Source organism: Arthrobacter sp. AZCC_0090 (assembly GCF_014207375.1).
Lineage (GTDB): Bacteria > Actinomycetota > Actinomycetes > Actinomycetales > Micrococcaceae > Arthrobacter.
Genome location: NZ_JACHEE010000006.1, coordinates 175322 through 196468, shown reverse-complemented (window position 1 = coordinate 196468; position 21147 = coordinate 175322). Strand labels below are relative to the sequence as shown.

The 21147-nt window shown below is 63.8% G+C and carries 20 protein-coding genes; 1 reads left to right on the top strand and 19 read right to left on the bottom strand.

Features of this window, described 5'->3' with window-relative positions:
• Positions 1-11: 11 nt before the first annotated feature.
• The 10 genes from HNP00_RS11745 to hisI all read right to left on the bottom strand — a co-directional run bounded on the left by HNP00_RS11745 (position 12) and on the right by hisI (position 13724).
• The gene (locus tag HNP00_RS11745; RefSeq protein ID WP_184739195.1) at positions 12-1469 is read right to left on the bottom strand and encodes a glutamate synthase subunit beta; all 1458 of its coding nucleotides are present in this window, start codon (positions 1467-1469) and stop codon (positions 12-14) included.
• Positions 1462-6075 (bottom strand): glutamate synthase large subunit, encoded by a 4614-nt coding sequence (gene gltB, locus HNP00_RS11740; protein WP_184739193.1) that lies wholly within the window; start codon positions 6073-6075, stop codon positions 1462-1464. Before gltB ends, HNP00_RS11745 begins: the two co-directional genes overlap by 8 nt.
• A 262-nt stretch (positions 6076-6337) precedes the next feature.
• Positions 6338-7540 carry a prolipoprotein diacylglyceryl transferase gene (gene lgt, locus HNP00_RS11735; protein ID WP_184739191.1) on the bottom strand — a complete coding sequence of 401 codons (1203 nt, stop codon included), beginning with the start codon at positions 7538-7540 and terminating at the stop codon, positions 6338-6340.
• 19 nt (positions 7541-7559) lie between these two features.
• Positions 7560-8372 carry a tryptophan synthase subunit alpha gene (gene trpA / locus HNP00_RS11730; protein WP_184739189.1) on the bottom strand — a complete coding sequence of 271 codons (813 nt, stop codon included), beginning with the start codon at positions 8370-8372 and terminating at the stop codon, positions 7560-7562.
• Complete coding sequence (trpB, locus tag HNP00_RS11725) at positions 8372-9754, bottom strand: tryptophan synthase subunit beta (protein ID WP_184739414.1); 1383 nt, start codon at positions 9752-9754, stop codon at positions 8372-8374. Before trpB ends, trpA begins: the two co-directional genes overlap by 1 nt.
• A 111-nt stretch (positions 9755-9865) precedes the next feature.
• On the bottom strand, positions 9866-10684 hold the full coding sequence (gene trpC / locus HNP00_RS11720) for an indole-3-glycerol phosphate synthase TrpC (protein ID WP_184739187.1): 819 nt from the start codon (positions 10682-10684) through the stop codon (positions 9866-9868).
• 2 nt (positions 10685-10686) lie between these two features.
• Positions 10687-10959, bottom strand: a complete 273-nt coding sequence (locus HNP00_RS11715) for an HGxxPAAW family protein (protein ID WP_184739185.1) — start codon at positions 10957-10959, stop codon at positions 10687-10689.
• A gap of 89 nt (positions 10960-11048) precedes the next feature.
• Positions 11049-11654, bottom strand: coding sequence for a Trp biosynthesis-associated membrane protein (locus HNP00_RS11710; protein ID WP_311770565.1), 606 nt, complete (start codon positions 11652-11654; stop codon positions 11049-11051).
• Positions 11651-13240, bottom strand: coding sequence for an anthranilate synthase component I (locus tag HNP00_RS11705; RefSeq protein WP_184739183.1), 1590 nt, complete (start codon positions 13238-13240; stop codon positions 11651-11653). The genes HNP00_RS11710 and HNP00_RS11705 overlap by 4 nt, the downstream gene beginning before the upstream one ends.
• A gap of 55 nt (positions 13241-13295) precedes the next feature.
• On the bottom strand, positions 13296-13724 hold the full coding sequence (gene hisI, locus HNP00_RS11700) for a phosphoribosyl-AMP cyclohydrolase (protein WP_184739181.1): 429 nt from the start codon (positions 13722-13724) through the stop codon (positions 13296-13298).
• Positions 13725-13813: 89 nt separating this feature from the next.
• Here hisI and HNP00_RS11695 point away from each other — a divergent pair, with 89 nt between their 5' ends.
• Positions 13814-14458 (top strand): TIGR03085 family metal-binding protein, encoded by a 645-nt coding sequence (locus tag HNP00_RS11695; RefSeq protein ID WP_184739179.1) that lies wholly within the window; start codon positions 13814-13816, stop codon positions 14456-14458.
• An 87-nt stretch (positions 14459-14545) separates the two neighbouring features.
• On the opposite strand, the gene hisF is transcribed toward HNP00_RS11695, so the two are convergent.
• From hisF to pnuC, 9 genes are all read right to left on the bottom strand, one after another.
• The gene (hisF, locus tag HNP00_RS11690) at positions 14546-15322 is read right to left on the bottom strand and encodes an imidazole glycerol phosphate synthase subunit HisF (protein WP_184739177.1); all 777 of its coding nucleotides are present in this window, start codon (positions 15320-15322) and stop codon (positions 14546-14548) included.
• 31 nt (positions 15323-15353) lie between these two features.
• Positions 15354-16214, bottom strand: coding sequence for an ATP phosphoribosyltransferase (gene hisG / locus HNP00_RS11685; RefSeq protein ID WP_184739175.1), 861 nt, complete (start codon positions 16212-16214; stop codon positions 15354-15356).
• A 122-nt stretch (positions 16215-16336) separates the two neighbouring features.
• Positions 16337-16600 carry a phosphoribosyl-ATP diphosphatase gene (locus HNP00_RS11680; RefSeq protein WP_078105460.1) on the bottom strand — a complete coding sequence of 88 codons (264 nt, stop codon included), beginning with the start codon at positions 16598-16600 and terminating at the stop codon, positions 16337-16339.
• A 117-nt stretch (positions 16601-16717) separates the two neighbouring features.
• The gene (gene ribH, locus HNP00_RS11675) at positions 16718-17203 is read right to left on the bottom strand and encodes a 6,7-dimethyl-8-ribityllumazine synthase (RefSeq protein WP_184739172.1); all 486 of its coding nucleotides are present in this window, start codon (positions 17201-17203) and stop codon (positions 16718-16720) included.
• Between the two features lie 57 nt (positions 17204-17260).
• Positions 17261-17962, bottom strand: a complete 702-nt coding sequence (gene ribA, locus HNP00_RS11670) for a GTP cyclohydrolase II (protein ID WP_184739170.1) — start codon at positions 17960-17962, stop codon at positions 17261-17263.
• The gene (gene ribB, locus HNP00_RS11665; protein WP_184739168.1) at positions 17959-18654 is read right to left on the bottom strand and encodes a 3,4-dihydroxy-2-butanone-4-phosphate synthase; all 696 of its coding nucleotides are present in this window, start codon (positions 18652-18654) and stop codon (positions 17959-17961) included. The genes ribA and ribB overlap by 4 nt, the downstream gene beginning before the upstream one ends.
• A complete protein-coding gene (locus HNP00_RS11660) occupies positions 18651-19289 on the bottom strand; it encodes a riboflavin synthase (RefSeq protein ID WP_184739166.1) in 639 nt (212 codons plus the stop codon). The genes ribB and HNP00_RS11660 overlap by 4 nt, the downstream gene beginning before the upstream one ends.
• Positions 19289-20437, bottom strand: a complete 1149-nt coding sequence (gene ribD / locus HNP00_RS11655) for a bifunctional diaminohydroxyphosphoribosylaminopyrimidine deaminase/5-amino-6-(5-phosphoribosylamino)uracil reductase RibD (RefSeq protein ID WP_184739164.1) — start codon at positions 20435-20437, stop codon at positions 19289-19291. The genes HNP00_RS11660 and ribD overlap by 1 nt, the downstream gene beginning before the upstream one ends.
• A complete protein-coding gene (gene pnuC / locus HNP00_RS11650) occupies positions 20434-21132 on the bottom strand; it encodes a nicotinamide riboside transporter PnuC (protein WP_184739162.1) in 699 nt (232 codons plus the stop codon). The genes ribD and pnuC overlap by 4 nt, the downstream gene beginning before the upstream one ends.
• Positions 21133-21147 lie beyond the last annotated feature (15 nt).

The following is a 21147-nucleotide window of genomic DNA, read 5'->3' as shown; positions in this document are numbered from 1 at the left end:
TGCGCCGGTCCTTAGAGGACCGATATAGCCCGATCGGTGGGAGCCACCGGCGCGGGGAGAATGGTGCTGCCCATGAGGTACTTGTCGACGGCGGCAGCGCAGGCGCGGCCCTCGGCGATAGCCCAGACAATCAAGGACTGCCCGCGGCCGGCATCGCCTGCCACGAAGACGCCCTCGGTAGTGGTCATGTAGTACCCATCTCGGGCCACGTTGCCGCGGCCGTCGAATTCTGCGCTGACCTGTTCGGTGATGCCAGCAGGTTCCGCACCTGTAAAGCCGAGCGACAGGAAGACCAGATCAGCCGGAATGATGCGTTCCGTACCGGCCTTCGGAAGTCGCTTGCCGTCTACGAATTCGGTCTCGGCAACCTTGACCCCTGTGAGCTTGCCGTTTTCGCCGACAAATTCAACGGTGGAGGCAAGGTAGGTGCGTTCGCCACCCTCTTCGTGTGCGCTGGCTACCTCGAAGAGTGTGGGGAACGTTGGCCACGGCTGGTGCGAGGCACGCTCGAGGGGCGGTTGCTTACCGATCGCGAGGGTGGTGACGGACGCTGCGCCGTGCCTGTGGGCAGTGCCAAGGCAGTCGGCGCCAGTGTCGCCGCCGCCGAGGATCACCACATGCTTGCCCTTGGCATCGATTTGGCCTTCCACGGTTTCACCGGCAACCACGCGGTTGGCGGGCACGAGGTAATCCATGGCGTAGTGGATGCCATCAAGCCCGCGGCCAGGGATCGGAAGATCGCGCGGCACGGTAGCACCAGTGGCGATCACCACGGAGTCGTAGCGACGGCGCAGTTGCTCCCACGTCACGTCGCTTCCGACAGCCACACCGGTGCGGAACCGGGTGCCCTCCGCCTTCATCTGCTCGACCCGGCGGTCCACCTGTTCTTTCTCCATCTTGAAGTCGGGGATGCCGTAACGCAGCAATCCCCCGATCTTGTCGTCGCGCTCGTAGACAGCCACAGTGTGTCCGACGCGTGTCAGCTGCTGAGCAACTGCAAGCCCCGCGGGCCCGGAGCCGACGACGGCGACTGTCTTGCCGGAGAGACGCGTCGGCGGCAGCGGCTGTACCCAGCCATTTTCGAAGGCGTCGTCGATGATGGAAACTTCAACCTGCTTGATGGTCACAGCGGGCTGGTTGATGCCCAAGACGCAGGATGCTTCACACGGCGCAGGGCACAACCGTCCGGTGAACTCCGGGAAGTTGTTGGTCGCGTGCAGGCGCTCGATCGCTTCCTCGCCCTTGCCTCGCCAGGTGAGGTCGTTCCACTCGGGAATGAGGTTACCCAAAGGGCAACCCTGGTGGCAGAACGGAACGCCGCAGTCCATGCAACGGCCGGCCTGGCTCTTGAGCACACCCTTGTCCTGGGCCTCGTAGACTTCCTTCCAGTCCATGATGCGGACGGGAACGGGACGGCGTGGCTGCGTCTCGCGCTGCCGGACTTTCAGAAATCCGCGTGGATCAGCCACCGGTTACCTCCAGGATTCGAGACCATACTTCTTCGCCGTCGGGGTCAAGGCCCTCTTCGATGGCGTCGAGACGGGTTTGCAGGACTGCGGCGTAATCACGCGGCAGAACTTTAGTGATGCGGGCAGCTGTGTCGTCGAAGTTTTCGAGCAAGCGGCCCGCGAGGACGGATTCGGTTTCTTCCACGTGTTTGACCAGGAGGCCATGGACGATGTCCCGGTCCTCGGCGTCGAGCTCGAGCAACTGAAGCTCCCCGGAATCCAGGGCTTGTTTGTTGACCCGGGCAGGCTGGAGGTCCAGCACATAGGCCGTACCACCGGACATGCCGGCACCGAAGTTTCGGCCGGTCCGGCCGATGATCAGCGTCTGGCCGCCTGTCATGTATTCGCAACCGTGGTCGCCGATGCCTTCGACGACGGCGGTGGCCCCCGAGTTGCGTACCAGGAAGCGTTCGCCCACCTGGCCACGCAGGAACATTTCGCCGCTTGTGGCGCCGTAGCCGATCACGTTGCCGGCGATGACGTTGCGTTCCGCCTGGAAAACGTTGGTGCGGTCCGGACGGACGATGATGCGTCCGCCGGAAAGGCCCTTGCCGACGTAGTCATTGGAGTCGCCGAACATGCGCAGGGTGATGCCTGCAGGAAGGAAGGCGCCCAGCGACTGCCCGGCGGTGCCCTTCAACGTGATGTCGATGGTGTCCGTAGCGAGCACATCGATGCCGAACGTCTTGGTCACGACGTGCCCCAGCATGGTGCCCACAGAACGGTCTGTGTTGATGACGTCGACAGCGATCTTGACCGGGGTCCGGTCACTCAATGCCTCTGCGGCCATGCCGATGAGGCGCTGGTCGAAGTGCTTGTCGAGCTCGTGGTTTTGGCCTGTGAGGTTCCGCAATGGAACGTCATCGTCGAACTCGAGGCCGTGCAGGATCGGGTCGAGGTCCAGGCCCTCGGCCTTCCAGTGGTCGATTGCTTCGCGGGAGTCCAGGACTTCTGCGTGGCCAATGGCCTCTTGGAGGCTGCGGAAACCGAGTTCGGCGAGCAGTTCACGGACTTCCTCAGCGAGGAACTCGAAGAAGTTGACCACGAACTCGGGCTTGCCGTTGAAGCGCGAACGAAGCTCGGGGTTCTGCGTTGCCACACCGACCGGGCAGGTGTCCAGGTGGCAGACGCGCATCATGATGCAGCCGGACACCACCAGGGGCGCAGTCGCGAAGCCGTATTCCTCAGCACCCAGCAAAGCGGCGATGACGACGTCGCGGCCCGTCTTGAGCTGGCCGTCCACCTGAACCACGACGCGGTCGCGGAGCCCGTTGAGCATGAGCGTCTGCTGGGTCTCGGCGAGGCCGAGCTCCCACGGAACACCCGCATGCTTGAGCGAGTTCAGCGGCGAGGCGCCGGTTCCGCCGTCGTGCCCTGAAACGAGCACGACGTCGGCCTTCGCCTTGGTGACGCCGGACGCCACCGTGCCGATCCCGACTTCGGACACGAGCTTCACGTGCACGCGTGCGGAAGGGTTGGCCCGCTTGGCATCGTAGATGAGCTGCGCCAGGTCCTCGATCGAGTAGATGTCGTGGTGCGGGGGCGGGGAGATGAGTCCGACGCCGGGGGTCGAGTGGCGCGTCCGGGCTACCCAGGGGTAGACCTTCTGCGCCATCAGCTGGCCACCTTCACCGGGCTTGGCCCCCTGGGCCATCTTGATTTGGATGTCCTCGGCATTGGTCAGGTACAGGCTGGTCACGCCGAAACGACCAGAGGCAATCTGCTTGATGGCGGAGCGGCGCTCCGGGTCCAGCAGGCGGTCCACATCTTCGCCGCCTTCACCGGTGTTGGACTTGGCGCCCAGCCGGTTCATGGCGATCGCAAGGGTTTCGTGGGCTTCCTTGGAGATGGAGCCATAGCTCATCGCCCCGGTGGAGAAGCGCTTCACGATGCTGGAAACCGGCTCGACTTCCTCGAGCGGCACGGCAGGTCGCAGGCTGTCCTTGAACTTCAAGAGCCCACGAAGGGTCATCAAGTTCTCGGACTGATCGTCAATCCCCTTGGTGTAGGACTTGAAGATGTCGTAGCGGCGCTCGCGTGTTGCGTGCTGCAGCCGGAATACGGTCTCCGGGTTGAAAAGGTGCGGTTCGCCGTCGCGGCGCCACTGGTATTCACCGCCGCCGAGCAGCGGACGGTGCGGTTGCTCGATGCCGCCCTCCGGATACGCCATCTGGTGGCGTGCGGAAACTTCGGCGGCGATAACGTCCAAACCGACTCCACCCAGCTGGGAGTGGGTTCCGGAGAAGAATTCGTCCACGAGTTCCTGGGACAGGCCCAGCGCTTCGAAGGTTTGGGCACCGGTGTACGAGGCCACTGTCGAAATGCCCATCTTGGACATGATCTTCAGGACACCCTTGCCGAGCCCCTTGATGAGGTTGTAGACACCGTCCTCCGGCGTCACGCCCACTACCTCGCCGGTGCTGATCAGCTGCTCCACGGATTCCATGGCCAGGTACGGGTTCACGGCGGAAGCGCCGAAGCCCACCAGGACTGCCACATGGTGCGTTTCGCGGACGTCGCCGGCCTCGACCACGAGGGCGGTCTTGGTGCGGTTGGCGCTGCGGAGCAAGTGGTGGTGCACGGCGCTGACGAGCAGGAGGGACGGGATGGGCGCCCACTGCGCGTTGGAGTCGCGGTCGGACAGCACGATGTACTGCACGCCGCGGTTGATGGCGCCGGAAACCTGCTCGCAGATTTCGGTCAGGCGGCTGCGAAGGGCTGCTTCGCCGCCTTCCGGACGGTACAGTCCGCGGACCTTCATGGCGACCTTGTCGCCGTCGGCGTTCTCGATATTGGCGATCTTTGCCAGCTGATCGTTGTTGATCACCGGGAACGGCAAGGAGATCTGCGGCTGGCGAACTTGCCCGACGTCGAGAAGGTTGCCGTTGGGACCGATGGCGCATTTCAGCGAGGTGACGAGCTCTTCACGGATGGCGTCCAGCGGCGGGTTGGTGACCTGGGCGAAAGACTGCACGAAGTAGTCGAACAGCAGGCGCGGCCGCTTGGACAGAACGGCAACCGGAGTGTCGGAACCCATGGCCCCCAGCGGTTCGGCGCCGGTGCGGGCCATCGGTCCGAGCAGGATCTTCAGTTCTTCGGTGGTGTAGCCGAAAGTCCGCTGGCGGATGTTGACGGACGCGGCCGTGTGCAGCACGTGCTCGCGCTCAGGGAGATCGTTGAGGTCAATCAGGTTGTCCTTGACCCATTCGGCCCAAGGATTCGCTGCGGCGACCTCGGCCTTGACCTCGGCGTCGTCGATGATGCGACCGGCTTCGGTGTCCACCAGGAACATCTTGCCCGGCGAAACACGGCCCTTCTTGACCACCTTTGAGGCTTCGACGTCGATCACGCCAACTTCGGAGGCGAAGATGATCAGGCCATCTTCGGTGATCCAGTAGCGGCCAGGGCGCAAGCCGTTGCGGTCAAGGGTGGCGCCAACAAGATTGCCGTCGGTGAAGGATACTGCTGCGGGACCGTCCCACGGCTCCATGAGCAGCGAGTGGTACTCGTAGAAGGCTCGGCGTGCCGGATCCATGGTGGCATGGTTTTCCCAGGCCTCCGGGATCATCATCATGATCGAGTGGGTGATGGGGCGGCCGGAAAGCCAGAGCAGCTCGGCAACCTCATCGAAGGACGCGGAGTCCGACGCACCCGGCGTGCAGATGGGGTACAACTCTTCCGGGGAATCGCCCAAAAGGGGGTTCGCGAGCTGGGACTGGCGGGCGCGCATCCAGTTCCGGTTGCCCTTGACGGTGTTGATTTCGCCGTTGTGGGCGATGGTGCGGAAAGGCTGGGCCAGAGGCCACGAGGGGAAGGTATTCGTGGAGAAGCGCGAGTGCACGATGGCCAGCTTGGTCTTGAAGCGCTTGTCCGAGAGATCCGGGTAGAACGGCTCCAGTTGTGCGGTGGTCAGCATGCCCTTGTACACGATGGTGCGCGAGGACAGTGAGGGGAAGTAGACGCCGAACTTGTTCTGCGCGCGCTTGCGGATACGCCAGGCACGGGAGTCCAGTTCATTGCGGTCCAACACCTCGCCGGTAGCGGAAGCAAAGAAAGGTTGGGAAAAGTACGGCATGCAGGCTCGGGCCATGGCGCCCACGAGATCCCCCACCACGGGCACTTCGCGCCAACCAAGAACCATCAGGCCCTCGTCCACGGCAAGCGCCTCGATGCCGGCCTTTGCAGTCTCGGCTTCGCGGGTTTCAGCAGGCAGGAAGGCAGTACCAACCACGTATTGGCCTGGTGCTGGGAGCTCGAACACGGTGACGGCCCGGAAGAACTCGTCCGGAACCTGCATGAGGAGGCCGGCACCGTCACCCGTGCCTTCGTCGGCGCCGACGGCACCGCGGTGCTCAAGGTTGCGCAGGGCAGTCAGGGCCGCTTCCACGATGTCGTAGCCAGGTTCGCCACGCAAGGTGGCGATAATGGCCAGGCCGCAAGCGTCCTTCTCCTGCTCGGGGTTGTAGAGACCCTGGGCTTCCGGGAGCGCAGCAAAACGCTTGAAGGGCGACATGGCACCCTGCGGTTCGACTGCTTCGGACCAACTTGGGTTATGAAGATGGGTCATTGAAGACGTCCTTCCTCGAGATCGTGCGAATGGAAGGGACAACGTTGGCCCCACCTTGCCTGCCCTGTGACGGGCATAACAAAGCGCTAATTACATGAAATTGTAGGCCAGCAGGCAAGGCGCAACGAACAGTTACGCTTGCCCCTGGCCCAAGCTTGACCGCGGAGCATCTGTGTGCTGCCGGGCGACTGCCAAGGGCGCCACGACGCTGTGGCCGGGGGCCTCTGGGCGGTAGCCCGGTGCCCCTGTGCCGTAGCGCTGGCTACTTGGTGTTGCCAGCTTCCGGCCCGGATCCGGGGGCGCTGCTGGCGGTGGTTCCGGTGGATGCGGAGCCGGTGTCCGACGTGACGCCGGCATGTGACTCCTCAGCCGTTTCCGTAGGCTCAGCAGTATGGCCCAGATCGCTTTGGTTATTCCGGAGATTACCATGTGCACCGGTATCTGAGACAGATCCGTCCGTATCATGGTCCGTCGTATCGGTCACAATTGTGCCGTTGGCCTCATCGTCAACAGCGCTGGAGTCTCCCGTGCTTGAGTCATCAGCCGCGGCGGCCACGGCAGCAGGTTCGCGCCCGGGAAGGTAGGCCGTGTCCGGCTCTGGCCTGCCGCGAAGGCTCAGGACGACGAAGACGATAACTGCTGCGACGAACACGAAGATGCTCGTCCACACGTTGAGCCGTGTGGTGATACCGAAGAGGCTGATTTGTTCTGCGTCGTCAATCCGCAGGGCTTCGATCCATACGCGGCCTAGCGTGTAGTAAATGGCGTACAGCCAGAAGAGCCTGCCGCGGCGGAAGTGGAAGCGGCGGTCCAGGATAAGGAGGATCGCGACGCCGATGAGGTTCCAGAGGGATTCGTAAAGGAATGTCGGGTGGAACAAGGTGCTGCTGGGCATCCCGGCCGGGAAGTTCGGGCTGTTGGGATCGATCTGCAGCCCCCATGGCAAGGTAGTGGGACCCCCGAAGAGTTCCTGGTTGAACCAATTCCCCCAACGCCCAATCGCTTGCGCGAGGAGAAGACCTGGGGCCGCGGCGTCGAGGAATGCGGTGAGCTTGACGCCGGAGCGGCGGCAGCCCAGCCAGGCACCGAAAACGCCGAGAACCACGGCACCCCAGATGCCCAGGCCACCACGCCAGATCTGCGGTATCAGGGAGAGGTCGCCAGTGCCGTTGAAGCCGGGGCCGAAATACGCATCAGGCGAGGAGAACACGTGGTACAGACGGCCGCCCACAATGCCGAACGGGATCGCCCAGATGGCGACGTCCCACAAGCTGCCTTCGGGCGTGCCGCGACGCTTCCAGCGCACGGCCGTGAGCCAAAGTCCCAAGATGATCCCCAGGAGGATGCACAGGGCGTACGCATGGATGCGGAGAGTCCCCCACGGCAGCGGAATATCAAATCCGGACCATGAGGGGCTCGGAATGCTCATGGGAGCCATTGCCGCGACGTGGAGGAGACTCTGCATTGTCTACGCTTTTCCTTTTCTAGGCCTGCGCTGTTGCCCGGCCGAGGCCGGCGCTGAGGTTCTTGGTGAGTTGCGCGACGGCGTCAACGCCGCCGTCGCGAATGGCCGCGACCAGCGCGGTACCAACAATCACACCGTCGGCGTATGCCGCAATCTCGCGGACGTGATCCGCGGTGGAAACTCCAAGCCCGACACAGACCCGCTCGGCACCAGCCGCATGCGTGTCGGCCACGACCTTCTCCGCGGCGCTGCTGACAGACTGTCGGGCTCCAGTGACACCCATGATCGAGACGGCGTAAACGAAGCCGCGGCTCGCCTCCACCGTCATGGCCAGGCGTTCCGGCGTGGACGACGGTGCCACGAGGAACACCCGGTCCAGTCCATACTTGTCCGATGCCGCAAACCATTCTGCGGCTTCGTCCGGAATCAGGTCCGGCGTGATGAGCCCGGCTCCCCCGGCTTCAGCCAACCTGCGGGAGAACTCGTCAACGCCCATGCGCATCACGGGGTTCCAATAGGTCATGACCAGCACTGCGGCGTCTGTGGCGGCGGTGATGCCTGCCACGACGTCGAAGACGCTAGACACGCGGAATCCGTTGGCGATTGCCTCGGTGGTCGCGGCCTGGATGACAGCGCCGTCCATGACGGGATCCGAATACGGGATCCCGATTTCAATGAGGTCCGCGCCGTTGCGGGCCATGGCGATGCCTGCGTCGATGCTTGATTGAACGTCCGGGTAGCCTGCGGGCAGGTAGCCGATCAACGCGGCCCGGCCTTGTGCCTTGGCGCGGTCGATCGCGGCCGCGGACTTGCTGGTCATCTGCTCAGTCATCAGTTCTGGTCCTTGCCTGCTTCATCAGTGCTGATCTCAAGATTGCTTCGCTCCGCCGGACCCTTGGGCTTGCGGGTGGAGAGGGTGGTGCCCTTCACGTTGCCGTCTTCATCCAGCATGTCGAACCATGCCGCCGCCGTTTCCACGTCCTTGTCACCGCGCCCGGACAGGTTCACGATGATGATCGTGTCGGCCGGGTTCTCCTTGCCCTGCGTGAGCTGCTTGCCCACCTTGATGGCACCGGCGAGGGCGTGCGAGGACTCGATGGCCGGGATAATGCCTTCGGTACGGCAGAGCAAGCGGAAGGCATCCATAGCCTCGGTGTCCGTGATGGGCTCGTACGTCACGCGACCGATGTCCGCGAGGTAGGAGTGCTCCGGACCGACGCTCGGGTAGTCCAGTCCCGCGGAGATCGAGTGCGATTCGATGGTCTGGCCGTCTTCGTCCTGCATGAGGTAGGACCGGGCGCCGTGCAGCACACCGGGGCGTCCGAGAGTGATGGCGGCTGCGTGACGTCCGGTCTCAACTCCGTCTCCACCAGCCTCAAAGCCGTAGATCTTCACGGAAGCGTCGTCCAGGAAGCTGTGGAAGATGCCGATGGCATTGGAACCGCCCCCGATGCAGGCACAGACGGCGTCGGGCAGTTTGCCGGTCTGCTCCAGGATCTGTGCGCGGGCTTCCTCACCGATGACTTCGTGGAAGAAGCGGACCATCGCCGGGAACGGGTGGGCTCCAGCCGCTGTGCCCAGCAGGTAATGCGTGTTGTCCACGTTGGAGACCCAGTCGCGGAGGGCATCGTTGATGGCGTCCTTGAGCGTCTGTGATCCGTTGGTCACTGGAACCACCGTGGCGCCCAAGAGCTGCATGCGGGCCACGTTGAGTGCCTGGCGGCGGCAATCCTCGGCGCCCATGTAGACGACGCATTCCAGTCCGAGCAGGGCTGCAGCGGTGGCGCTGGCAACGCCGTGCTGGCCAGCGCCGGTCTCGGCGATGACACGAGTCTTGCCCATGCGCTTCGCGAGCAAAGCCTGGCCGAGGACGTTGTTGATCTTGTGCGATCCGGTGTGGTTCAGGTCTTCGCGCTTGAGGAAGATGCGCGCCCCGCCGGCGTGCTGAGAGAAACGCTTGGCTTCCGTGAGCAGCGACGGACGGCCCGAGTAGTTCTTGTTGAGGTCCTTCAGCTGGGCAAGGAACTCAGGATCGGCTTTGGCTTTCTCGAACGTGTCCTCGACTTCGTCAAGGGCGGCGATGAGGGACTCGGGCATCCAGCGTCCGCCATAAGAGCCGAAGTACGGCCCCGGGGCGTTGCGGAGCGAGGCTCCACCCTGTAGGAATGCGTCGGCCGCATTCTCTTGCGAGTCGGCTGTCGGTGCGTCCACCATCAGTCTCACCGTCCTGTTCAGTTGGTAGTTGAGTTTTTCCAGGAGCCACAGGACAGCCACCAGCCGCGTTGTCTGCTGCTGTCCGGTCCGCGCCGCGGGTTCAGGCCTGTCTCAGGTCCTGACGGCGATGGCGGCAGCTCCGGCCGCCTTGAATTCACTGATCCGCTCGCGCGGGGTGGAGTCGCTCACGAGGGCTTCGCCCACAAGGATTGCGTGGGCACCGTTCCCCGCATAATGCGCGACGTCGTCGGCGTTCCGCACGCCGGACTCAGCCACGACAACCGCTCCCGCTGGAATGCTTCCGGCGAGCGAGGCAAACAAGGAACGGTCGACGTCGAGCGTCTTCAGGTTGCGGACGTTGACCCCGACGATCCGTGCCTGGGCCGCAGCCGCACGCTCGATTTCCTCGGTTGTGTGGGTTTCCACCAGGACATTCATCCCCAGCTCGTGGCTCAATGCGCTGAATTCCTGCAATTGTGCATCGGAAAGCGCCGCGACGATCAGCAGGATGAGGTCCGCGCCGTGGGCGCGGGCTTCCCAGATCTGGTATTCGTCAACCGTGAAGTCCTTGCGCAGCAGCGGAATGTCGACGGCGGCACGGACGGCGTCCAGGTCCGCGAGGGACCCGTTGAAGCGCCGTTGTTCGGTGAGGACGCTGATCACGGAGGCGCCGCCGTCGGCGTACTGCACTGCAAGTGCCGCCGGGTCGACGATGCTCGCGAGATCGCCCTTGGAGGGGCTGCGGCGCTTGATTTCAGCGATGACCTTCAGATCGTCTCGGTTGGCCGACGGGCCGCCCAAGGCGGCCCACGCGTCCAGCGCGGGCGCAGAGGCCGCGGCGCGGTCTTTCAGCTCGTCAAGACCAACGAGGCGGCGGCGGGCCTCCATGTCCTCCCTGACACCGACGATGATGTCATCAAGAACAGTCACAGTCAGTGGCCGGCGTTCTTCAGCTTGCTGCCGTCGACGCCGTAGCCCGCCTTGCGCATGGCCCAGCCCGCAATCAAGCCGGCCACCATCACGACGATCCCGGCGACGAAAATGGGGGTGCTGGCAATAACAAAGGCGATGGAGGACACCAAGGCCCCAACCAGCATGACAATCACGCAGGTCCACGCGGCCGGGCTGTTGCCGTGGCCGATGGCGTCGCTGTGGCTCGCAGCGGTCACAGGGGCCTTGCTCGCGGACACTGTGGTTTTGCTCATGTGAAAATCTCCTCAGGATGAATACTGCTTACATTCTGCCATTTATTGACGGCGCCCGGGACATCGTCCGACGTCCGGACGGTCGAGTCTTACGTGGGGTCTTCTCCGCGCGAGAGGCTGTCCCAGCTATCAATCTCGTCAACGGGTCCGGAACCCGCGCGGGCTGCCCGGCTGGCGACGTCGTACTTGGTACGGGCCTTCCAGCGCCGGCCCGCCAGCGGCAGCAGGCCGCCACAGAAAGCCAACAAACCGGCCGCCACGACGGCGAGGACCGGGAACACGGTGGACGACGCCGCCGCCTGACCACCCGAGATGCCTGTGGTAGCCGCAATCGTTCCTTGCGCAGCACCGAGGGGGTCGGCCAGGACCGTCGCCGCGGCAACAATGATGCCTGCCGAGGCAAGCACGATGATCGATGCGATGATCCAGCGCGAAACCTTGCCGGCGATGGATGATGCCAGGCCGCCGGCGAGGGCCACGAGCGCCAGCGCTGTCACGGCGGTCGCCGCCTTGCTCCCCTGAACGTGGAGATCGGCATTCGCCGCGGCAGTGGGATCGAGCCGGACGTTGATCCAGGTCTGCGTCGTCGTCCCGAAAACCGCCAAGGCAAGAATTGCCATGGCGAGTACAACATTGGCTTTGCGCGCCCACAGGGGAAGCTTTGTGGTGGGCGTCTGCTGACCTGAAGCGCTCACGGGGTGGGGTTCCCGCGGGCCGCGTCAGCCGAAGCCGCATCGGCAGACACGTCCGGTGAAATGTTGTGGAGCGATCCGGCGGTGTGCACGGCACGCAACGGGGCAGCCGCCTTGTTGACGCTTTCCAGTGCCTCGGTGGGCTTATGGGAATCGGCCACGATGCCGCCACCGGCCTGGACATAGGCCCGGCCCTCACGCAGCAAGGCCGAGCGGATGGCGATCGCCATGTCCATATCGCCCGCGAAATCCAGATAACCCACCACGCCGCCATAGATCCCACGACGGTGCGGTTCGAGTTCATCCAGGAGACGCAACGCGCGGGGCTTGGGGGCGCCGGAAAGCGTGCCAGCGGGGAAGGTTGCCTTCAGCACGTCGTATGCCTTCGCACCCGGGGCCAATTCTCCAACCACCGTAGACACCAAGTGCATGATGTGGCTGAAGCGTTCGACCTCCATGAACTGTGTGACGTCGACGGTTCCGGCCACGCAGACCTTGGAGAGATCGTTGCGCGACAAGTCCACAAGCATCAAGTGCTCGGCGCGTTCCTTCTGGTCCGCGAGCAGCTCTGCGGCCAGCGCCTTGTCGGCCTCGACGGTCTTGCCGCGGGGCCGCGAACCGGCAATCGGGTGCGTGATGACTTCGTTGCCCGTCACCGTCACCAAGGCCTCCGGGGAGGATCCGACGATCGTGTATTCGCGGCCGTCGGCGTCTTCGAGGCTGAAGAGGTACATGTACGGGCTCGGGTTGGTGTTGCGCAGCACGCGGTATACATCCAACGGATCGGCGGCGCACTCCATCTCGAAGCGGCGCGAGATGACCACCTGGAAGACTTCGCCGTCGACGATCGCTTCCTTGCCGCGATCGATGGCGTTCAGGTACTCCTGCTCATCCCAGCGTTCCTGCACGCTGGACGCGAAGTCGAGGGCTTCGGATTGCAACACGGACACAGGCTGCTTCACAGGCGTGCTGATCTTGTCCAGCAGCCCCTTAACCCGGGCGACGGCGTCGTGCCAGGCTTCGTCGACCCGTTCGGAACTGTTGTCGAAATTGATCGCGTTGGCAATCAGCAGGACGGTGCCATCCATGTTGTCGTGGACGGCCATGTCGGTGACCAGGTTCAGGGCCATTTCCGGCAAATGGAGGTCGTCCTCCGGCGGGCTTGTCAACTTCTCCCAGTGCCGAACTGTTTCCCATCCGAGGAAACCGACAAGGCCCGAGGTGAACGGAGGAAGATCCGGAAAGCGGTCGGTCTGCAGGGCCGCTACGGTGTCGCGAACGGCGTCGACGGGGCTACCGTCCACCGGCACGCCGACGGGAGGCTCGCCGATCCAGTGAGCCTGGCCGTCCTTGCTGGTCAACGTGGCGCGGGAACGGGCACCGATGAACGAATAGCGGGACCATGCTCCACCGACGGCCGCCGATTCCAGGAGGAAAGTGCCCGGCTGGCCTTGGGCCAGCTTGCGGTAGAGCCCGATGGGAGTCTCGGCGTCGGCCAGGACCCTGAGCCGGACCGGGATGACCCGGCTGTGTGCGGCGAGTTCGCGGAACTCCTCCAGGCCCGGGCTGATGATTCCAAGGTCCTGCATGGTTTGTGTTCTCCGCCTCTTCTTGTGTTGCCTACAGTGGATGGTGGGTGGTGGTCTAGTTCCGCTCGCCTGTCACCGCGGCGAGGCCCCGGCCATCGAAGCATGTGCGCGTACCGGTGTGGCAAGCAGCTCCCACCTGATCGACGCGGACCAGGAGCGCATCGCCGTCGCAGTCCAAGGCCACCGACTTGACGAACTGGACGTGGCCTGAGGTGTCTCCCTTGCGCCAGTATTCCTGGCGGGAGCGGGAGAAGAACGTCACGCGGCCGGTAGTCAGGGTCCGATGCAGCGCTTCGTCGTCCATCCAGCCGAGCATCAAGACTTCATCCGTGTCGAACTGCTGGATGATCGCTGCCACAAGGCCGGAAGAATCGCGCTTGAGCGCGGCGGCCAGCTCATGAGGGAGCGGACTTCCGGGCTCGACGACGGACTCCGCGGCGGAAGAGGCCGCGGACGTGGCTGGGGGTGTTGACTGCTCAGACATCAGATCAAGTCTAGTGCCTCATGTGGAGCCGAAATTCAGCGGCGGTTCCACTGCGCAACAGAGCGCGTCTCGTGCTAGTTTCACAAGTGATGCATTTCGTCGATCCCTCCCGCGAAGTACTGGCCGAAACACTCCTGGCGGCCGGACCTGACTCCCCCACGCTCTGCGAAGGGTGGCTGACAAGGGACCTCGCGGCGCACTTGTACCTGCGGGAGCGCAAAGCGGCCGTTGGTATCGGCTTGGTCATCAAGAGCCTCGCCCGGGCCTCGGACAAAGCCACTGCCAAACTGGCCTCCAAGCTCAAAACCACTGAAGATTACGCCGAGCTGGTGAATACCTTCCGCTCAGGGCCACCCGCCTTGTCTCCCCTCAAGATCAAGGCCCTCGACGAGTCCTCCAACCTCATTGAATATTTCGTGCACACGGAAGACATTCGCCGGGCAGGAGACCGTTGGGCTCCACGGGCCCTGGACGAGGAATACTCGGACGCCCTGTGGGACGAACTGATCAAGCGCGCCGCCATTCTCTACCGCGGTGTGGACCTTGGAATCGTCTTGGTACGCCCCACCGGTCCACGCCATGTTGCCAAGCGTGCTCCGGTCTCGGTCGCCATCGTCGGCGAGCCGGGCGAACTGCTGATGCACGCTCACGGCCGCACACACCACGCCCTCGTCACCTTCGAAGGCCAGCCGGACGCCGTCGCACTGCTCCAGTCAGCCGAAGTCGGCCTCTGACCCGCGCTTAACCCCAACTAGCTCGCAGTTGTTGTCGTTATGAGGGCTCAAAACGACCTTAACTGCGAGCTAGTTGGGTTGGAAGCCTTAGCGGACCAGGAAACCTGCTTCGCGAATCGCGGTCTTGACCTGGGCGATCATGTCATCCGGACCGAAGTGGAACACTGACGCCGCCAGAACGGCGTCGGCACCCGCTTCTACTGCCGGAGGGAAGTGGGCTGGTTCCCCCGCACCGCCGGAAGCGATGATGGGGATGTGCACGGCTGCGCGGACCAGGCGGATGAGCTCAAGGTCGAAGCCGTCCTTGGTACCGTCGGCGTCAATGGAATTCAGGAGGATCTCCCCTACGCCGCGGTCCGCGGCTTCCTTGGCCCAGGCAACGGCGTCGATTCCCGTACCCTGGCGCCCGCCGTGGGTGGTCACCTCGAAACCGGAAGCCGTGGGCTCGGAGCCGGGCCTCGTCCGCCGGGCGTCCACCGACAAGACAAGCACCTGCGATCCGAAGTGGCGCGTGATCTCGTCGATGACGTCCGGACGTGCGACCGCCGCCGTGTTGATGGAGGCCTTGTCCGCGCCGAAACGCAGGAGCTTGTCCACTTCAGCTACGCCGCGGACGCCACCGCCCACTGTGAGCGGGATGAAGACTTCCTCTGCGGTGCGGCGGACGACGTCGAACGTGGTTTCCCGGTTGCCGGAAGACGCCGTGACATCAAGGAACGTGAGTTCGTCCGCCCCGGCGTTGTCATAGCGGTGCGCCAGTTCGACGGGGTCTCCGGCGTCGCGAAGGCCCTCGAAATTGATGCCCTTCACCACACGGCCGGCATCGACATCTAGGCAAGGGATGACCCGTACTGCTACAGCCATTGCTACTCCTGGAATGGTCTCTTGGATGGCGTCAGATGCGGCAGGCGTGAATGCTGCTGACCAGGATGGCTCGGGCCCCGAGGTCGTACAGTTCGTCCATGATCCGGTTGGTTTCCTTTTTCGGGACCATCGAGCGGACGGCAACCCAGTCGGAATCGCGCAGCGGCGACACCGTGGGCGATTCGAGGCCCGGAGTGAGGGTGGCGGCTTCTTCCACAAGATCCTTGCGGATGTCGTAGTCCATGAGGACGTACTGACGGGCGACGAGTACGCCTTGCAAGCGCCGGATGAGGACCTCAATCTCCTTCGCCGTGCCGTTCGCGGCACCACCCTCACCGGTGCGGCGGATCAAGACGGCTTCGGACTTGAGGATCGGCTCACCGAAGATCTCCATCCCGGCAGCCTTGAGGGTGTTGCCGGTTTCGACGACGTCGGCGATTGCGTCGGCGACGCCGAGACGCACGGAAGACTCCACGGCACCGTCGAGACGGACTACCTTGGCCTTCACGCCGCGCTCGGCGAGGTAATCGCGCAGGAGGCCGTCGTAGCTTGTCGCGAGGCGCTTGCCTTCAAGCTCCTCGACTCCGGAGAAGTCACCGACGGGACCGGCGAAACGGAACGTCGAAGCGGCAAAGCCGAGGGGAAGCAATTCTTCTGCTTCTACCTGCGCGTCCAGCAGGAGGTCGCGGCCGGTGATCCCGACGTCGAGGGTTCCTTGGCCGACATACACGGCGATGTCGCGGGGGCGGAGGAAGAAGAACTCAATGTCGTTGTCGGGATCGACCATGACCAGTTCGCGGGTATCGCGACGCTGACGGTATCCCGCCTCGGACAGCATCGCGGAGGCGGCTTCGGACAAGGATCCCTTGTTGGGGACGGCTACTCGCAGCATGAGGGGACTTTCTTGGGAAGGGTATGTTTCAGGCATTGCACCGAAGGCGCATTGTGCTCAAGGCACGGGGGCCACGCTGGGGCTCCGGCAGACCTCTTGGGGTCCGGACGGAGCGGACGTGGCTAGAGATGCTTGTAAACGTCTTCCAGGCCCAGACCCTTGGCGAGCATCAGGACCTGCAGGTGGTAGAGCAGCTGGGAGATTTCCTCGGCCGCGGCTTCATCGGATTCATACTCTGCAGCCATCCAGACTTCGGCTGCTTCCTCCACGACCTTCTTGCCGATGCCATGGATTCCGGAGTCCAATTCGGCGACGGTGCGGGAGCCTGCCGGACGGGTCGCTGCCTTTTCGCTCAGTTCTGCGAACAGCGTCTCGAAATTCTTCACGCCCTACAGCCTACTTGCTCGGGGCCGGAGACGGCCTGTCGGGGCATTGCATGACGAAAGGGATGTGAGCGAACGCACAAGGTACGTCGGCCCGCCCACATCCCTTTCGTCGATTTGCTACGCGTATTGCTTGAGTGTCAAAGCCGTCGTCAGAGCGGCGGTGACGGCTTCGTGCCCTTTGTCCTCGGACGAGCCTTCCAGTCCGGCGCGGTCCAGTCCTTGCTGTTCGGTGTCGCACGTGAGCACGCCGAAGCCCACCGGCACGCCGGTGCGGACGCTCACTTCGGTGAGTCCCGACGTCGCGGCCTGGCACACGTAGTCAAAGTGCGGCGTACCGCCGCGGATGACGACGCCGAGGGCAACTACCGCGTCAAAATGCGGCGCGAGCCGTGCCGCCGCTACGGGAAGCTCAAAGGATCCCGGAACCCGCAGGACGGTGGGCTCGGCTATGCCGGCTTCCTTCGCCGCGCGAAGTGCTCCGTCGAGGAGCCCGTCCATGATCTGCGTGTGCCAACTGGCAGCCACGATGGCGAGCTTCAGGTGTTGGGTTTCCTCGGGGTCGAGGGTGGTGAGGTCGATGGTGGGGGCGCCGTGTCCGCTCATGGGTGTGTGGTAGTCCGTTCAGTTTTGTTAATGCAGTTCAGTCTGGTCATGTTCAGTTCAGTCTTGGTCGAGTTCAAAAGTGCTTGCAGTTACATGGGTACCCGCTGGCTCGGTGTCGCCAAGGGTCAGCCGGTGGTCCATGCGGTCCTTCTTGGTCTGCAGGTACCGGAGGTTTTCTTCACGGGATGGGACCTCGGTAGGCACCATCTCGACAACCTTCACGCCAGCTTCGGCCAGCCGGTTCTGCTTGTCCGGATTGTTGCTGAGGAGACGGATTTCGTGAAGGCCCATTTCAGCAAGGATCTGGGCTGCGGCCTTGTAGCAGCGTGCATCGACCGGGAGTCCCAGCTGTTCGTTGGCCTCAACCGTGTCGAATCCGGCTTCCTGGAGTGCGTAGGCCTTGATCTTGTTGGCCAGGCCGATGCCGCGGCCTTCCTGGCCTCGCAGGTAGAGCAAGGTGCCGCCCTCTTCGCGAATCAGTTCAAGGGCATAGGCAAGCTGTTCGCCGCAATCGCAGCGGTACGAACCGAAGACATCCCCAGTGAGGCACTCTGAATGCAGGCGCACCAGTGGCGCCTTGCCTGGTCGTGGTGTGTTCGGAGAACTTACCGCCAGATGCTCCGCCCCGGTCGCATGGTCGGTCCAGGCCTGTGCCACGAACTCGCCGAAGGCAGTGGGCAGCTGGACTATCGGCCCACCGCTCACCGGATGGGGTGCGCGCGCAGCCCTGCCGCCGTCGTGCGTTGTCGATGTGGTCATCGCTGCTCCTCATTTCCTGCTGGGATTGCACCCTGGTGTTCGCCCTCCGACGCCGCCACATATGCCACGAGGTCCTCTATCGAAATCAAAGGGCACCCATGCTCGCCGGCGAACTCCCGGAGGCTATCCAGGCGCATCATTTCACCATCGTCATGAACCAACTCGGCGATCACGCCCACCGGGGCAAGCCCCGCTAGCCGGCAAAGGTCAACTGCCGCCTCCGTATGTCCCGGACGTTCACGCACTCCCCCTTTAACGGCCCGAAGCGGAAAAATATGCCCGGGCCGGGTGATCGAGGATGGGGTGCTGCTGGAATCGGCCAAAATCCGGGCCGTCAGCGCCCTGTCCGTAGCGGAAATGCCGGTGCTCACACCCAAAGCGGCATCGCAGGACACGGTGTAGGCCGTGCCTTTGGCGTCTTCGTTGACCACTACCATCGGCGGAAGCGCCAAGGCATCAGCCCGCGACTCCTCAAGGGGAACGCAGATGACACCCGAGCTATACCGGATAGTCCAGCCCATGAGGGCAGGGGTCGCGTGCTCGGCGGCGAAGATGATGTCGCCTTCGTTTTCGCGGTCCTCGTTGTCCACAACTATGACGGGACGGCCGGCAGCCATGGCCTGCACAGCCTTCTCGACGGGGTCCAGTCCCTGGCGCACCACCGTGGCACTGCCGTTGTGTTCCGCGCTCACAGGGCGGCCTCCCCGGCAATTGCGGTGGTACGGAAGGACAGTAGGCGCTCGGTGTATTTAGCGAGAACGTCCACCTCAAGGTTGACTCGCCCACCGGTGGCCTTGGCCCCGAGCCCGGTTTCGTCCAGCGTGGTGGGAATGAGGCCTACCTCAAACCATGGGTCCGCTTCTTCCGCGGGGCTGACGGCGGTGACCGTGAGCGAAACGCCGTCGACGGCGATTGATCCCTTTTCAGCGATGTACCGTGCCAGCGGGGCCGGGACGGCGAAGCGGAGACGGTCCCAATTGCCCAGCGACTCGCGCTCAAGAAGTTGTCCGACGCCGTCGACGTGCCCCTGCACGACGTGGCCGTCCAAGCGACCGCCGGCTTGGACGCAACGCTCGAGGTTCACGGTGTCGCCCGCGCTCAGTTCGCCAATGGTGGTCCGGATAAGGGTTTCACCCATGACGTCCACGCTGAACTCTTGGCCGTCAATGTCCGTTGCGGTAAGGCACACGCCGTTGACAGCGATGGAGCCGCCCAAAGCGAGCCCTTCGGTGGTGCTGGGGGCCGTCAGGCGCAGCGTGGCACTGGCCTCGCCCTCGTGCTCAACGGACAGGACCGTCCCTTGTTCAGCAACGATTCCGGTAAACATCAGTGTCCTCCTGTTGTGGTGTCCGAGGCGTCTTTGCCTCGAAATGGTTCATGGTGTTCGTCGTGGGATTTCCACGCAGGTTTGTTTCCGTCTGTTGGCCCGGACCTCAAATGCAGCCGGAGGTCACGGCCCAAAGCATGGACAGCACCTCCGCCGGCGTCGTCCCAATTCCATTGCTGGGCGTCGGCCAGGGTGGAAATGCCGAGATCCGTCAGGGCAGGCGTACCTGCGCCGAGCAGGGTGGGCGCAAGATAGACGATCAATTCATCAACGAGACCCGCGCCGAGGAAAGCACTCAGGATGCGGGAGCCGCCTTCCACCATGACGTGCCGGACGCCTTGGGCAAACAGCAGGTCCAAGGCCTCGGCCGGGTCGCGCGTTGGCAGCTGGATGAACTTGCCGTCGATCCCCCGCACCGCGGCATCAGCGGGAACGTCGCGCAACCCCATGACTGCTCGAAGTGGCTGGCTTTCCGATTCCTGGCCGTCCGCTTCCCGCGCCGTCAGCCGTGGGTTGTCCACGAGGACGGTTTCGGTGCCTACCAGGATCGCATCGATCAAGCGGCGCAATCCGTGATTGTCGGCCAGCGATTCCGGGCTGGAGATCCATTGGCTGGTCCCGTCCGTGGCGGCAATCCTGCTGTCCAGGGTCTGTGCAATGTGAAGCGTGACGAACGGGCGCGTTGCCTCCACCGCATGAAACCATTCGCGGTTCAGCTTCAACGCCTCGGCTGCGGCTAGTCCGGACTGAACGTCCACACCAGCTCCGCGCAGCGTGCCGGCGCCCCCTGCGGCAGGATCGTGGGGGTCGTCGACGGCGTAGACCACCCGCGAAATCCCGGCGTCAATGATGGCCCGCGCACACGGTCCGGTGCGCCCAATGTGGTTGCAAGGTTCCAAGGTCACCACCATGGTTGTTCCGGTGAGGTCCAAGCCCTTTGCTTGCGCCTTGGCAATCGCATCGGCCTCAGCGTGGGGCGTGCCGGCGCCGCGGTGGTAGCCGGTGATGAGCTGCTCCCCGCCGCGTCCAAGTACAACCGCCCCCACCAACGGATTGGCACCTCGGTGTCCCCTGAGGGCCACGTGCAGCGCGATGTCCATGGCTGCGGCCTCAGCGTCCGAGAAATCCTGGTTCATTGCGTCACTCATGAGAGGGCTCCTACAGTTGCGGGCTCGGCCGTTGGCTTGAGCGGATGGCCTTCACGTCGGTCTGCACGCCACCACACAAAGAAACCGGCAAGCGTGAAGAAGCCGTAGAAGAGGTACATGAAAGCGCTGGCGAAGTAGCCTGCGCTGAAAAGCAGCGGCACCCCCACGATGTCCACCGCCACCCAGATCAGCCAGAATTCCGTCCAGCCACGCGCCATGCCGTAGGTCGCGAGGAGTGAACCCATAAAGGTCCAGGCATCGGCCCACACCGGCGGGTAAGAACCCATTGAATCGAAAACGGGAGTCAGGGCCGCGGTTCCGGCGAACATTGCAACCACCATGGCGATGCGGGCTTTGGGGCTTGCCCAGCCGGGCACAACCGCGCGGCCTTGGGGACCGGATTGAAGGCTTTGGCGCCAGCGGTACCAGCCGTAGGCGGCAACGCTGATGAACATGATCTGGCGCCCGGCCTGGCCCCAGAGCGTTGCCGGCGAAGCGGCACCGAAGAGGTTGCCAAGAAAGACCGTCAGCAGAAGCAGGTTGCCTGCGATGCCGATGGGCCATGCCCAGACTTTGCGGCGCATGCCGCCCAGGGCGCTGGTGAGCCCGAAAATATTACCTAGCACTTCGCGAAGAACAAGGACAGATCCACCTACGGGAATCTGTGCTTCGAAGAGCCATCGCAGAAAGTCCATGTCGTTCCTTCCCTC